We start from the raw sequence: 12,892 nt of genomic DNA, 5'->3' as shown, positions 1-12,892 counted from the left end.
CCCCCTCTGCCGGTTTCCTTCCCTCCCTCCTTTCTCCTTTCCCTCCTTCGTCTCTCTCCTAGGACACCGCCCATGACCCTCATCGATGACCGCCCGGCTGCCTCGAACACCGCCACAGCAGCCTCCGTGCCGGTGACCGGCACCCTGGATTTCCCAAGTGAACGGCGCGAATTCGGCATTCTTCGTACGGCGCGTACGGGCGCTACGGCTTCTACGGTTCCCAGGGCTCCTCGTGCGGAAGCCGGCCTCGCCTCGCCCTCGGAGGTCCGCGTGCCCGGGCCGCTGATACGTCAAATGGGGCTGCGTAAAGGTGATTTCGTCGTGGGGGTGTGCGGCGGGCGTCCGGCGGCGCTCACCCACGTCGAGTCGGTCAACGGGTTTCCGCCCGAGGCATTGCACGGGCGACCCCACTTCCGTGACCTCACGCCGCTGCATCCTCACCACCGAATCCGCCTCGAAAGTACGGCCGGTGGGCTGACGTCGCGGATCGTCGACCTGATCGCCCCGGTCGGCAAAGGGCAGCGGGGGCTGATCGTCGCTCCGCCCAAGACGGGGAAGACGGTTCTGTTGCAACAACTCGCGGCCGCCGTCGCCGATAACCACCCCGAATGCCGGCTGATGGTGGTCCTGATCGATGAACGGCCGGAGGAAGTCACCGATATGCTCCGTTGCGTACGGGGCGAAGTGCTCGCCTCTACCTTCGACCGGCCGGCGAACGAACACATTGCACTCGCGGAACTGGCCGTGGAACGCGCGAAAAGGCTCGTCGAGCACGGGCAGGACGTCGTCATCCTCCTCGACTCGCTGACGCGGCTGTGCCGAGCGCACAACAACGCCTCCGCCTCGGGCGGCCGTGGCCGGACACTCAGCGGAGGCGTTGATGCCGCGGCGTTGTACGGGCCCAAGCGGTTCTTCGGCGCCGCGCGTCGGACGGAGGAGGGCGGATCGCTGACCATCCTTGCCACGGCGCTGGTGGAGACCGGTTCCCGGGCCGACGACTACTTCTTCGAGGAATTGAAGAGCACCGGGAACATGGAACTTCGCCTGGACCGTGCGCTCGCGGGCAAACGGCTCTTCCCGGCGGTGGATATCACGGCTTCCGGCACCCGTCGCGAGGAACTGCTGCTCTCCCGGCCCGAGTTGACAGCGATCGGCCGGCTCCGGCGCGCCCTCCGGACCGGGGACGACACGGCGAACCTGGCAGCGCTGCTGGAGAAGGTCCGGCATACGCCTGACAACGCGACGTTCCTGCGACAGGTGCAGGGGACCGTCCCGGGGGAATAAGCCGCCCCACCCGTGCGCGCCTCGGTCCTACGCTCGGCCCTATGGGTGGGAACCCGCCGTGAACTGCCCGTCCGGCCGGGTCAGTAGTAGCCCTTTTCGCCGTCGAGAAATTCCCGGATGCTGTCCATATGGCCGGCGTGCCGGGCCGTCTCCTCGATCATATGGAGCAGCATCCACCGCAGGGACGCGGCAGCGGAACGGAAGTCCGGGTGCTTTCCGGTCTCATCCAGCGAATGGGCCGCGATGATCTCGTTCGACACCGCACACTGCTGCTTGTACTCCTCGAGGAGCTGGTCGAGCGGGATGTCGTCGACCATCATCTCGGCATCCTCAGGGCCCTCGAACTGCGGGCCCACGGCAGGCCGGCCGAGGAACAGGGCCTCGAACCAGCAGTGTTCGACCCACCGCATATGGGAGACGATGCCCGCCATCGTCATGGCGGGCGAGGCCGGCAGCACGGAACGGTGCGCGTCCGCGTCCGACAGTCCTTCGCACTTCCACTGAATGATCGCGCGCTGCATATCGAGCCAACCGACAAGCTGGGTCCGCTCGTCGGCGTCGAACGGCGGGCGAATACGAGGAGGAGTCATGGGCGCCGACGCTAGCTCAGCGACCATCGCTTCGCACGGGAATTTGGGGCCGTACGCTGCCGCGCGTGGGTGGCGCCCTGGTAGCAGCCGCGGGACAGGTCACACCAGCAGAACGATCGCGGCGCCGAGACCTCCCAACCCCAGGGCGAGGGCCGCGCAGCCCAGTCCGCCGTCCCGCCAGCGGAAGGGCCGGTCGAGAGCGAAGCGGCCGGGGCCGATCGCGGCGACCGCGAGAGCGACCGCGGCGATGCAGAGGGGGTATTCGAGGCCCTGGTTCTGTGCCCAGAGCCCGTGGGGGGCGGCGAGAGCCATGGCATTGATCATCACGCCGATCACTGCGGCCGCCGCCAGGGGCGTGAGCAGTCCGACCGCGAGGCCGAGACCGCCGAGGAGCTCCGAGACTCCGGCCAGGGCGGCGTGGAACTCGCCGGGACGGTAGCCGAGGGTTTCGAAACCCTTGCCCGTCTCGGCGAGCCCTTGGCCGCCGAAGAGTCCGAAGAGTTTCTGGGCGCCATGACCGGCCATGATCAGCCCTACCGACAGACGGAGGAGGAGCAGGCCGAGATCGGCGCCGAGCGCGGGAGGACGGAGCTCATGCGGCCGGGTATCAGCGTCCGGCCGCCGCTCAGCGAGGAGTTTCATAACGGTGTCGCTTCCCGCACCGGCGCGTCGTCTGGCTGCGGTGTCGGACCACCGGCGCCGGTGCGCTCGTGGTGGAGAAAAGCTCGTGTTGTGCGGTCGTTACGCAGCGGGAGCGTGCCGCGACCCGCTGCGTCGAGTCGAGGGGCTTGTGCGACCTACAGTCGTTTGTACGCCTTAAGTCGATCGTGCTACGTGAGGACGCGCTTGCCTAGGGGGCGGCGGGGACTCGTCCCGCCATGTGCCGTGGGCAGGGAAGCTTTACCGGTGAAACATCCGTCCCGTCCGCGTGGCAGCGGCACCCGAAAGCGGACCCTCGGGAAGGGAAACCGAGAGTCCGCTTGAGGGCTCGGCACGCGGCGGAGGGGCAGGCTGCTCACCCCGGAAAGCGGCGTGCGGGCGGGGGTCAGCCGTTGGGGCAGTAGCCGCCGAAGGCGGGGTTGAGCAGTCCGATGACGCTGATGGTGTTGCTACAGGCGCTGATCGGAATGTGGACGGGGATCTGGATGGTGTTGCCGCCCACGATCCCGCCCGAGTTGAGCGACGCGCCCTGTGCACCGCTGTCGGCGGTGGCCAGACCGGCCCCACCGAAGACGACGGCGCAGGCGCCGGCGGTCACGAGGGCACTCTTGATCCGGTGAGCCATCAGTCGGTCTCCTCACTGGTGAAGGAAGCGGCTCATGGCGATCGCTGCTCCGCGGGGAGCGCCATGCACCACGGCTGTGAGCCGCCTGTGTGTACGGGGGTGTTGCTTCCCCGCCGGCTCCGCTCCATGGCGACAGGGCCCGAAGATCAGACTTCTAGGTGATATGGCAGCCCGAGTTGACGATCGGCTGTACGAATCGGGTTGTCGCTGAGGGCCGGTGGACCGTGGGGCGCCGGTGCGGACCGGTCGTCACGGGCTTGCGCATCGCAGGGTGGAGGGCGGGGCGCGGTGCTCGTCAGGCGGTCTCGGGAGCGGTGGCCGGGGCCGGTCGGGCAGGCGTCGCGCCTACGATGCCTGTCATGAACAGTGAACTTTTCGCCTCCGAGAACATGGCCGTTCCGGCCGCCGCCCCCGGTATGACGCAGCAGAACGCCAAGTCGATCAAGTACGCGGTGGACGGCGAGTGTTACGCCCGGCAGGGTGCGATGGTCGCCTACCGCGGGGAGTTGCAGTTCGAGAAGCAGGGGCAGGGCGTCGGCAAGTTCCTCAAGCGAGCGGTCACCGGAGAGGGGCTGGCGCTGATGGCCGTGCGCGGACGCGGCGAGGTGTGGTTCGCGCACGAAGCGGCCAACTGCTTCATCATCGACCTCGCCCCCGGTGACGGCATCTCCGTCAACGGCCGCAATGTGCTGTGCTTCGACCCCTCCCTCTCCTACGAGATCAAGGTCGTCAAGGGCGCGGGCATGGCCGCCGGGGGGCTCTTCAACTCCGTGTTCAGCGGCCAGGGGAAGCTGGGCATCGTGTGTGAGGGCAACCCCATCGTCATACCCGTGTCCCCGCAGTCCCCGGTCCACGTCGACACCGACGCCGTGGTCGGCTGGAGCAGCAGCCTCCAGACCACGCTGCACCGTTCGCAGAGCGTCGGCTCGATGCTGCGCGGCGGCTCCGGGGAGGCCGTCCAACTCCGGCTCGACGGCGAGGGATTCGTGATCGTACGGCCGAGTGAGCTGCGTCCGGAGAAGGCGGCCGGCAACTGACCGGCAGGTGCGGGCGAGGCAGCGCCGTCCCTCTCGGCATCCCCTGGTGCTCTCGCCCTGCGCCGTCCCGTACGGCCTCAGCGGGCCGCCCCGGAGTCCAGACGCGCGTCCAGCCAGTCGAAGACCCGCTGTTCGAAGACGGCGCGGCCGATCGGCTCGCAGTGCAGATGGGCGCCTTCGGCCTCGGTGAAGCGGACGAGTTCCTTCGGGCCCGGAAGGGCGTCGTACAGGCGGCGTGAGGCGCCGGGCCAGAATTGTTCGCCCTCGGGGTCCGTGATCAGCAGGGGGGTGGTGATCTGGTGCGCCACCGGCTCCACGGTGTACTTGGCGACCTCGGTGAGCAGATCGAAGGGCGATGTGACGCCGTACGGTTTGGCCCGCCAGCGCCACATGGCGGCCAGCGCAGGGTCCTGTTCCAGGGCCTCGTTCAGGATGCGGTCGAAGGTCTCGCGGTCGCCTGAGTCCCACAGGGCGCGCATCTCCGGGCCGAGTTGGGGCCACCAGCTCTGCGCGACGTCGACGACGCCGGGATCGGCGACGGCGGCGGCGATCCGGTGCTCGAAGGCGAGCGCACGCGGCACCCAGTAGCCGGCCTGGCTGATGCCGGCCAGCACGATGCGCCGGGCGTCGACATCCGCGCGACCGGCCAGGAAGTCCACGACCGGGGTGATGACCCGCTCCCAGTCGGGCCGGAAGGTGACGCCGTGCTCGAAGAGCATGGACTGCTGCCCGGGCCCGTCGAAGAGCAGGACACGGTAGCCGCGGGCCACCGCCGGGGCGCCGAGGAGCGTCCAGGCGCAGGAGACCGGGCCGTCACTGCCGTTGTTGACGATCACCGTCGGCAGGGCCTCCTGGTGGCCCGGCGGGCCGATGAGGTAGCCGGGCAGCGAGATGTCCTCGTACGGGATGGCGACCCGCTCGGCGGGCGGGTCCCAAAGGGCCGCGAAACGGTCGAAGCAGTCGCGGTGCTCTGTGAAGAGCTCACGCAGGCGTGCCTCAGGGTCGGGGGCCGCGTCGACCGCCACCAATGCCGTGCCGGAGTACCCGGCGGCCCGTAGGAACCCGTCCCGGGCGCTCGCCGTGCGTCCTCGGGCGGCGCACTTCTCGGCCTGCTCGCGGACCGTACGGGCGAGGGCGGACCAGGCCGACAGCCATGTCTCGGGGTCCCCGTCCGCCACGGCGGACGCGGTGGCCAGCACCTCGCCCACCTCCGCACCCTGCCGCCACGCGGAGCCCAGGGCGAGCAGGATCTCGTAGTTGAACTGCTCGTTCTCGGAAAACCGGTACGTCATGGCGACTCCAGGCAGGCGCCGGAAGGGCGTCCCTCGGCCCCGGCCGCGGGCGGAAGGCTCACCGCGGTCTTGCCTCCAGCCTAGGAGCTGCCCTGGGAGGGGCGCACGCCGGACCACGGCCGCGCAACCTCACCGTCCCCGGCCCATCCCACCCGTCTAACACGTCGCTCCCGCGGACGCGACTTCGCTCACCGGGGAGCTGCCTGGCATGATCGCGCGCATGGCTGAACGCGTGATTGCCGCATGTGATGGTGCATCGAAGGGGAACCCAGGGCCCGCCGGCTGGGCATGGGTGATCGCTGACGACCAGGAGACCGTCGTCCGCTGGGCGGCCGGTCCGCTGGGCACCGCGACGAACAATGTCGCCGAGCTCACTGCGCTGGAGCGTCTGCTCTCGGCCATCGACCCGGCCGTGCCCCTAGAGATCCGGATGGACTCGCAGTACGCCATGAAGGCCGTCACGACCTGGCTGCCCGGCTGGAAGCGAAAGGGCTGGAAGACCGCGTCGGGCAAGCCGGTCGCCAACCAGGAGCTCGTCGTACGCATCGACGCCCTGCTGACCGGGCGCTCGGTGGAGTTCCGCTACGTACCCGCGCACCAGGTGGACGGCGACCGGCTCAATGACTTCGCCGACCGGGCCGCGAGCCAGGCAGCGGTCGTCCAGGAGGCCGCCGGCAGCGAGCTCGGTTCCCCGGAGCCGCCGGCCGCGCCGGACACCGCCCGGCCCGCCGGGGCGCGCCGCAGCGCCGGCGGCGCTGCGGTGAAGACGGCCTCCTCGCCGCGGCGGACCTCCAAGAACTCGGCCCGGACCCTGAAGGCCAAGTTCCCCGGCCGCTGCCGCTGCGGGCGCTCGTACGCCGCGGGTGAGCCGATCGCCAAGAACCCGGACGGCTGGGGGCACTCCGCGTGCCGCTCCGGCGCCGGCGAGTAGGGCGCCAGGAGTCTGCCGGGCGCCCGTCGGGCCGTGCGGCCCCGTCCTCTCAGGCGGGCGCGCGGCCGGGCGTGGCCGGCGGTCTCGGGGCGTCGCGGCGGAACAGGGCCGTCCAGAGGAAGGGTTCGCCGAAGCGCGGGGACTGCGCTGACTCGTCGTGCATACGGCGCAGTTCGCGCTCCGTCAGGTCGGAGAAGATCCGGCGCAGGGACTCCGGGCTGTAGGCGAGGCCGCCGTGCAGGCGGGACTGGCGGTAGAAGTCGGTGTCACCGAGTTCGGAACCCATCGCGCCCGCCGCGAAGCAGGTGAGGGCGAAATGGCCGCCGGGTGCGAGGGCCCGGTCGAGGAGCGCCAGGTAGCTGATGCGGCGGTGTGGCGGCAGATGGTGGAAGCAGCCGGAGTCGTAGATCAGGTCGTACGGGCCGTGGAGTGCGGAGTCCACGAGGGCGAATGCGTCGCCGCGGTGGAACCTGACGTCGGCCCCCGCTCCCCGGGCGCGGTCCTCGGCCCAGGCGAGGGCCGCCGGGGAGAGGTCCACAGCGTCCACCGCGAAGCCTGATGCGGCCAGGTGGAGCGCGTTGCGGCCCGGACCGCAGCCCAGATCGAGGGCGCGCCCCGGGGTGAGCAGCCCGCGGTCGAGGTACGAGACCAGGTTTTCGTCGGGCTTCTCCACGAAGAACGGCACGGGCCTGGAGCGGTCCGCGTAAAAGCTGTCCCACCAGGAGGCGGCGTCCGCCGTCCAGCGGTCGGCCTCCGGCGCGAACAGGCCGTCCAGGAGCGCGAGTACATCGTCCACGGTGCGGATGTTCCGGTCCATCCGGTCCCCCTTCCCTGTCCGGCGATCGTAGGTTCCGCTGTCGCAAAAGCCCGGATCAGGTGGTGTGGGCGGCGGCTGTGGCGGGACGTGTGCGGGGGTGGGGGCAGCGGGGGAAGGGTGCCGCTCACGGCTGGGGGTGGAGCGTCGCCCACGGCCCCGGCGTGGGCCGTCACGGGGGTGTTCTCCGGGACTCCGGCGGGTGTTTTCCGCCGAGGGACGGGTGCCGGGGCACAGCCGTGAGTGAACGCAGTTCGGCCAGTTGCCTGAAAGGGCGTCATGAGGCCCTCCGTGGCCGGGCACGATGACCGGACGCGCCGCGGCGCCGCACGTCACACCGGAGGTACAGGTACCCATGACAGCTGATCGGCACGGACATGCCATGACCGACACCGGCGCCGAGGCCCTCACCCCATACGAACAGGCCCTGGACGACCTGCTCTTCTTCCGCCCCCAGGTCATGGAGACGGCGCGGTCGGTACTCGCCGCCTCGCCGCGCTCCGTGATGGGCCAGGCCCTGGTCGCCTATCTGGGTGTCCTGGGGACCGAGGAGAAGGACGCGGCCGCCGCACGCGAGGACTTCGCCCGCTTCCGCTCCGGCCTGGACACCGAGCGGCTGACGCCCCGGGAGCGGATGCATCTCGCCGCCGCAACGGCGTGGCTGGACGGTGACGTCCACGGCGCAGGCCGCATCCTCGGCGACCTCTCCGTCGCCTTCCCGCGCGATGCGCTGGCCCTCTTCGCCGGGCATCAGCACGACTTCCTCACCGGCGACGCCCAGCGCCTCCGCGACCGCATCGGCGGAGCCCTGGACGCCTGGGACGAGGACGACCCGCACCATGGACCGCTGCTCGGCATGTACGCGTTCGGACTGGAGGAGTCGGGCCACTACGAGCGTGCCGAGGAGGTCGGCCTGGCGGCCCTGGCCCGGCATCCGCGCGATGTGTGGGGGATCCACAGCGTGGTGCACACGTACGAGATGCGCGGACGCTTCACCGAAGGAATCCGCTTCCTCGACGCCCGGACCGACGACTGGGCGAGCGGCACCCTGCTCACCGTCCACAACTGGTGGCACTACGCCCTCTACACCCTGGAGACCGGCGACACCGCCCGCGTACTGGAGATCTACGACTCCGTCCTGCACCACCAGGGATCGGCCGGTGTGGCGATGGAACTCCTCGACGCCGCCGCCCTGTTGTGGAGGCTGTACCTCGCCCAGGACGCGCAGAGCGCACGATGGGCCCGGCTCGCCGATGCCTGGGAGCGCCGTCATGACGGCCCCCACTACGCCTTCAACGACGCCCATGCGGTGATGGCCTACGTGGGAGCAGGCCGCCTCGCCCAGGCCCAACGCCTCGTCCAGGAGCGGGAAGACTGGCTGGCGGCGGCGCCCGGGGTGGCCAACCGCGCGATGACGTCCGACATCGGCCTGCCGGTCTGCCGGGCACTGATCGCCTACGGACGGCAGGACTACGTCACGGCCACCGACCTGCTGCTGCCCGTCCGCCACCGTCTGCACACCTTCGGCGGCAGCCACGCCCAGCGCGACGCGATCCAACGGACCCTCGTCGAGGCCTCCCTCCGCGCAGGCCGTACCGACCTGGCCCGGACCCTGCTGAGCGAACGCATCCAGCTCCGCCCGGTCTGCCCGTACAACTGGGCCGCCAAGGCCCGCCTGGAGGACCAACTCGGCGCCCCGCAACGAGCGGCGGCCGCCCGCGAACGCGCGGCTGCCCAGGCCGCCGGCTGAGTGGCGTACGGGTCAGCCGCCATATCGTGCTTGTCGGGGAAGCAGCGGTACCGGAGGGCGTGGGAGCCCTGCTGGTGGACGCGTGTCCAATCGTGTGAAGGGGTGTCGGATCGTGGCCAGGGTTCTCAAGTGGCTGGTGCTGAGCATGGGGTTCGCCTGCGTGGCGATCGGTGCTTTCCACCTCGTCCTCGGTATCGACTCGGTGCCGGGCGAGGGCTCGGCCGGTGCCACCGTCGACAGCCGGGAGCGGTTCTACGGGCCGGTCTTCCTCGGGTACGGCCTCGCCTGGATCTGGGCCGGCCGGCAGTCACCGATCCCCGCGAAGGCGGTGCGGTGGCTTGCGGGGATCTTTCTGCTCGGTGGTGTGGGCCGGCTCGTGTCCGTGGCCGTGCACGGCTGGCCACAGTGGTTCCAGGTCGTGCTGACGGCCGTGGAACTCGTCCTGCCTCCGCTGTACTTCTGGCTGGCGCCCGCGGACGAACGGGCGGTTCAACGGGCCGACGAGCGGGTGGCCGGCCGGGCGCCCGGGGGAGGGGTGACGTCGGGCCACGCCCGCTGAACGGGGGCGGCGGCTACTGCCTGGTGGGCGCCGCGGCTTCCAGCTCGTCGATGCTGCCGGACATCAGGGTGCTGATGTGCGCGGTGAGGTGTTCGGCCGGCCAGTCCCACCAGGCGACGTCCAGCAGGCGCGCGATGTCCTCGTCGCCGTAGCGGCGGCGGATGAGGCGTGCCGGATTGCCGCCGACGACGCCGTAGTGGGGTACGTCCTCGACGACGACGGAGCCGGAGGCGATGACGGCGCCGTGACCGATGCGTACGCCCGGCATCACCGTGGCCCGGTAGCCGAACCAGACGTCATGGCCGACCACGGTGTCGCCCCGGCCGGGCAGGCCGGTGAGGAGGCCGAAGTGCTCGGCCCACGCCCCCGTCCGGCACGGCTCTGGTGGCCCATCCAGTCCATGGCCGGAGCGTCCGCAACGGGTTAAAACGCCTCCCGGAGGCCCAGGGGACCGGGCCGGACCGGCTCACCGCACCCACCGGTCAGAACATGCATTCGATTTAACGGTTACGCTGGAGGCATGGGCACGCATCTCCAGGGCTCGCTCTTCGACCAGACCGACGACATCCGTCTCGGCCCGCTCCACGGGCTGCGCCGTACCGAGCTCGGCGACGGTGCCTGGATCGATCTGCTGCCCGGGTGGCTGAGCGGGGCCGACGCCCTCTTCGTGCGGCTCGCCACCGAGGTGCCCTGGCTGGCCGAGCGCAGGCAGATGTACGAGCGCGTGGTCGACGTGCCGCGGCTGCTCGCCTCCTACGGCGAGGGCGATCCGCTGCCGCACCCCGTGCTCGAAGAGGCGCGGGACGCCCTCTCCGCCCATTACGCCACTGAGCTCGGGGAACCGTTCACCACGGCCGGCCTGTGCTACTACCGCGACGGCCGGGACAGCGTGGCCTGGCACGGTGACCGGACCGGCCGCGGCAGGCGCGAGGACACGATGGTTGCCATCCTGTCCGTGGGCGCGCCGCGCGATCTGCTGCTGCGCCCGCGGCGCGGCGGGAGTGCCGTACGGCGGCCGCTCGGACACGGCGACCTGATCGTGATGGGTGGCTCCTGCCAGCGGACCTGGGAGCACGCCATCCCCAAGAGCACCCGGGCCGCCGGCCCCCGGATCAGCATCCAGTTCCGTCCGCGCGGTGTGCACTGAAGGCCGGCATGGTGCCCCGGTTGCGGCCGCAAGATGATCAACGGGCCCGCTTTCACGACAACTTCGCCACGGTACGGCTGAATATCGACCGTTCGCACAACGCGAGGGCCGGGGCACCCGTCCTATCGGACGCACCTGTAATGAACTCTTCTTGTGGGGGTATGTCATGCGACGTTTCGGGGCAGCGACCGCGGTGGTCGCCCTGGCGGGCGCCGGGTTGCTGGGCACGGCCGGGATGGCCGGCGCCGCGACCGGCCCGGTCGGCAAGGCCGGCTCGGCGGCCGCCTGCGCGGTGAACTGGGGCAGCGGCACCAAGTCGGCCACGGACGCGAACGGCGGTTCGCTGAAGAACATCAAGACCAGCCGGAGCGCGTGCTACGACCGGATGGTCTTCGACCTCGGTGCCAAGGGCAAGGCCGGCTACCACGTGGGTTATGTCGACGCGTTCCACCAGGACGGCTCCGGTGAGCGGATACCGGTCAAGGGCGGCGCCATTCTGGAGATCTATGTGTCCGTGCCGAGCCATGACCCGTCGACCGGTAAGCAGACCTACGCGGGCGTGGCCGGGAAGCCGCTGCCGGGTGTGAACATCAGCGGTTACCGCACGTTCAAGGACACCAAGTTCGGTGCGAGCTTCGAGGGGCAGACCCAGGTCGGCCTCGGCGTGCGCGGGAAGCTGCCGTTCCGCGTGCAGCAGTCCGGGCACACGCTGATCGTGGACGTCGCCCACACCTGGTAACCGTGCAGGTCAGGGCCTAGGGCCTCGCCCTGGCACCGCGGACCGCGGACGTACCGGGGGCCCGCCTTCCGTGCTCCGCCCGCTGAGCGCGTGGATGTGCGGGGCGGGTGACTGCGGTGCGATGGTGAGGTGCGGGCATCCGCGCAGGCGCCCGTGGGGTGCCGCCGGCTGCCCGCGGCTCGTCCGCGGTGCGCGGGACCTCGTGGAAGGGAGCGGTGGCCATGGAACGGACCACTTGCTGTGTGGTGGGCGGCGGCCCGGCCGGCATGGTGCTCGGACTGCTGCTCGCCCGGGCGGGCATCGCGGTCACCGTCCTGGAGAAGCATCAGGACTTCCTCCGCGACTTCCGCGGTGACACCGTGCACCCTTCCACGCTCGCCCTGCTGGACGACCTCGGGCTGACCGAGCGGTTCGCCCGGCTGCCCCAGCGGCGGGTGACGACGGTTCAACTGCCGCTGGGGCCGGACCGTTCGCTGGTCACCGTCGGAGACATCGGCGCGCTGCCGGGCGCGTTCAACTACATCGCGATGGTGCCGCAGTGGGACCTGCTCGACCTGCTCGCGGACGAGGCCCGGCGGGAGCCGTCCTTCTCGCTGCGGATGAGCACCGGGGCGACCTCGTTCCTCTTGGACCGCGGCCGGGTCGTGGGCGTGCGCTACCGCACCTCCGACGGCGGTACCGGTGAACTCCGCGCCACCCTCACCGTCGCCTGCGACGGCCGGGGCTCACTGGCCCGGTCGCTGCCCGAGCTGGGGCTGCGGAGCTTCGCCTGCCCCATGGACGCCTGGTGGTTCCGGCTGCCGCGGCGCGACGGCGACCCGCACGGCCTCGTGGGCGGCGCCGGCGACCGTCTCCTCGCCGCCATGATCGACCGCGGGGACTACTGGCAGTGCGCCGCGCTGATTCCCAAGGGGACCGACGCCGAGCGCCGCGCCGCCGGTCTGGCGCCCTTCATGGCCAACTTCAGGGTGGCCGCCCCGTGGCTCGCCGACCGGGTGCGGGCGCTGAACTCCTGGGACGAGGTCAAGCTGCTCGACGTACGGCTCGACCGGCTGAGCCGCTGGCACCGGCCGGGTCTGCTGTGCATCGGCGATGCGGCGCATGCGATGTCGCCGGTCTTCGGCATCGGTATCAACCTCGCCGTCGAGGACGCGGTCGCCGCCGCCCGCCATCTCGTCGGGCCCCTGCATGCGGGCACGGTCGGCCTGCGGGACGTACGCGCCATCCAGCGCCGCCGTTGGCCGACCACGGCGCTGACCCAGGCGCTCCAGCGGCTCGCCCATCGGCGGGTCATCGGGCCGGTGCTGGCCGGGGAGCCGCCCTTCGGCAACCCCCGGCGGGCGCAGCGGGCGGCCGAACTGCTCACCACCTCACGGTGGTTGAACCGGGTGCCGGCGTACTTCCTGGCCTATGGCGCGGTGCGGGAACGTCCTCCGGCCGCCGCCCTGCGCTGAGCCCCGGTAC

At 71.0% G+C, this 12,892-nt stretch carries 13 protein-coding genes and 1 pseudogene; 8 read left to right on the top strand and 6 right to left on the bottom strand.

Features of this window, described 5'->3' with window-relative positions; all coding sequences use genetic code 11:
* Positions 1-72 precede the first annotated feature (72 nt).
* Positions 73-1,284 carry a transcription termination factor Rho gene (gene rho, locus ACZ55A_RS23010; RefSeq protein ID WP_468842993.1) on the top strand — a complete coding sequence of 404 codons (1,212 nt, stop codon included), beginning with the start codon at positions 73-75 and terminating at the stop codon, positions 1,282-1,284.
* Positions 1,285-1,364: 80 nt separating this feature from the next.
* Here the strand turns inward: rho and ACZ55A_RS23005 are convergent, their stop codons facing one another.
* The 3 genes from ACZ55A_RS23005 to ACZ55A_RS22995 all read right to left on the bottom strand — a co-directional run bounded on the left by ACZ55A_RS23005 (position 1,365) and on the right by ACZ55A_RS22995 (position 3,159).
* Complete coding sequence (locus ACZ55A_RS23005; RefSeq protein ID WP_468842990.1) at positions 1,365-1,874, bottom strand: DinB family protein; 510 nt, start codon at positions 1,872-1,874, stop codon at positions 1,365-1,367.
* A 99-nt stretch (positions 1,875-1,973) separates the two neighbouring features.
* Entirely contained in the window at positions 1,974-2,516 is a 543-nt protein-coding gene (locus ACZ55A_RS23000; protein WP_468842988.1) for a DoxX family protein, read from the bottom strand.
* Positions 2,517-2,919: 403 nt separating this feature from the next.
* Positions 2,920-3,159: a chaplin gene (locus ACZ55A_RS22995; protein WP_468842985.1), complete on the bottom strand. Its 240-nt coding sequence runs from the start codon at positions 3,157-3,159 to the stop codon at positions 2,920-2,922.
* A 359-nt stretch (positions 3,160-3,518) separates the two neighbouring features.
* On the opposite strand from ACZ55A_RS22995, the gene ACZ55A_RS22990 reads away from it, so the two are divergent.
* The gene (locus tag ACZ55A_RS22990; protein ID WP_468842982.1) at positions 3,519-4,196 is read left to right on the top strand and encodes an AIM24 family protein; all 678 of its coding nucleotides are present in this window, start codon (positions 3,519-3,521) and stop codon (positions 4,194-4,196) included.
* A 77-nt stretch (positions 4,197-4,273) separates the two neighbouring features.
* Here ACZ55A_RS22990 and ACZ55A_RS22985 read toward each other — a convergent pair whose 3' ends face one another.
* Complete coding sequence (locus tag ACZ55A_RS22985) at positions 4,274-5,488, bottom strand: alpha/beta hydrolase family protein (RefSeq protein ID WP_468842980.1); 1,215 nt, start codon at positions 5,486-5,488, stop codon at positions 4,274-4,276.
* Positions 5,489-5,696: 208 nt separating this feature from the next.
* Here ACZ55A_RS22985 and ACZ55A_RS22980 point away from each other — a divergent pair, with 208 nt between their 5' ends.
* On the top strand, positions 5,697-6,419 hold the full coding sequence (locus ACZ55A_RS22980) for a ribonuclease H family protein (RefSeq protein ID WP_468842977.1): 723 nt from the start codon (positions 5,697-5,699) through the stop codon (positions 6,417-6,419).
* 49 nt (positions 6,420-6,468) lie between these two features.
* On the opposite strand, the gene ACZ55A_RS22975 is transcribed toward ACZ55A_RS22980, so the two are convergent.
* Entirely contained in the window at positions 6,469-7,236 is a 768-nt protein-coding gene (locus ACZ55A_RS22975) for a class I SAM-dependent methyltransferase (protein ID WP_468842975.1), read from the bottom strand.
* Positions 7,237-7,588: 352 nt separating this feature from the next.
* Here ACZ55A_RS22975 and ACZ55A_RS22970 point away from each other — a divergent pair, with 352 nt between their 5' ends.
* Together ACZ55A_RS22970 and ACZ55A_RS22965 are read left to right on the top strand one after the other, a co-directional pair.
* On the top strand, positions 7,589-8,983 hold the full coding sequence (locus tag ACZ55A_RS22970) for a tetratricopeptide repeat protein (RefSeq protein WP_468842972.1): 1,395 nt from the start codon (positions 7,589-7,591) through the stop codon (positions 8,981-8,983).
* 112 nt (positions 8,984-9,095) lie between these two features.
* A complete protein-coding gene (locus ACZ55A_RS22965; RefSeq protein WP_468842969.1) occupies positions 9,096-9,542 on the top strand; it encodes a DUF4345 domain-containing protein in 447 nt (148 codons plus the stop codon).
* Between the two features lie 13 nt (positions 9,543-9,555).
* Here the strand turns inward: ACZ55A_RS22965 and ACZ55A_RS22960 are convergent.
* A pseudogene (locus ACZ55A_RS22960) lies at positions 9,556-9,951 on the bottom strand (CatB-related O-acetyltransferase); the annotation flags it as partial.
* A gap of 111 nt (positions 9,952-10,062) precedes the next feature.
* Between ACZ55A_RS22960 and ACZ55A_RS22955 the strand changes: the two are divergent.
* The 3 genes from ACZ55A_RS22955 (at position 10,063) to ACZ55A_RS22945 (ending at position 12,882) form a co-directional block, all read left to right on the top strand.
* Complete coding sequence (locus ACZ55A_RS22955) at positions 10,063-10,689, top strand: alpha-ketoglutarate-dependent dioxygenase AlkB (RefSeq protein WP_468842967.1); 627 nt, start codon at positions 10,063-10,065, stop codon at positions 10,687-10,689.
* Positions 10,690-10,855: 166 nt separating this feature from the next.
* On the top strand, positions 10,856-11,428 hold the full coding sequence (locus tag ACZ55A_RS22950) for an AMIN-like domain-containing (lipo)protein (protein WP_468842964.1): 573 nt from the start codon (positions 10,856-10,858) through the stop codon (positions 11,426-11,428).
* A 221-nt stretch (positions 11,429-11,649) separates the two neighbouring features.
* Positions 11,650-12,882, top strand: coding sequence for an FAD-dependent oxidoreductase (locus ACZ55A_RS22945; RefSeq protein ID WP_468842961.1), 1,233 nt, complete (start codon positions 11,650-11,652; stop codon positions 12,880-12,882).
* Positions 12,883-12,892: the final 10 nt, after the last annotated feature.

Source organism: Streptomyces sp. NPDC034111 (assembly GCF_055575375.1).
This window is presented reverse-complemented; position numbering and strand designations above follow the sequence as displayed.

Coding starts and splice junctions, on each gene's coding strand:
- ACZ55A_RS22970 (WP_468842972.1), top strand. CDS start 7,589: ATGACAGCTGATCGGCACGGACATGCCATGACCGACACCGGCGCCGAG.
- ACZ55A_RS22995 (WP_468842985.1), bottom strand. CDS start 3,159: ATGGCTCACCGGATCAAGAGTGCCCTCGTGACCGCCGGCGCCTGCGCC.
- ACZ55A_RS22980 (WP_468842977.1), top strand. CDS start 5,697: ATGATCGCGCGCATGGCTGAACGCGTGATTGCCGCATGTGATGGTGCA.
- rho (WP_468842993.1), top strand. CDS start 73: ATGACCCTCATCGATGACCGCCCGGCTGCCTCGAACACCGCCACAGCA.
- ACZ55A_RS23000 (WP_468842988.1), bottom strand. CDS start 2,516: ATGAAACTCCTCGCTGAGCGGCGGCCGGACGCTGATACCCGGCCGCAT.
- ACZ55A_RS23005 (WP_468842990.1), bottom strand. CDS start 1,874: ATGACTCCTCCTCGTATTCGCCCGCCGTTCGACGCCGACGAGCGGACC.
- ACZ55A_RS22975 (WP_468842975.1), bottom strand. CDS start 7,236: ATGGACCGGAACATCCGCACCGTGGACGATGTACTCGCGCTCCTGGAC.
- ACZ55A_RS22945 (WP_468842961.1), top strand. CDS start 11,650: ATGGAACGGACCACTTGCTGTGTGGTGGGCGGCGGCCCGGCCGGCATG.
- ACZ55A_RS22990 (WP_468842982.1), top strand. CDS start 3,519: ATGAACAGTGAACTTTTCGCCTCCGAGAACATGGCCGTTCCGGCCGCC.
- ACZ55A_RS22950 (WP_468842964.1), top strand. CDS start 10,856: ATGCGACGTTTCGGGGCAGCGACCGCGGTGGTCGCCCTGGCGGGCGCC.
- ACZ55A_RS22985 (WP_468842980.1), bottom strand. CDS start 5,488: ATGACGTACCGGTTTTCCGAGAACGAGCAGTTCAACTACGAGATCCTG.
- ACZ55A_RS22955 (WP_468842967.1), top strand. CDS start 10,063: ATGGGCACGCATCTCCAGGGCTCGCTCTTCGACCAGACCGACGACATC.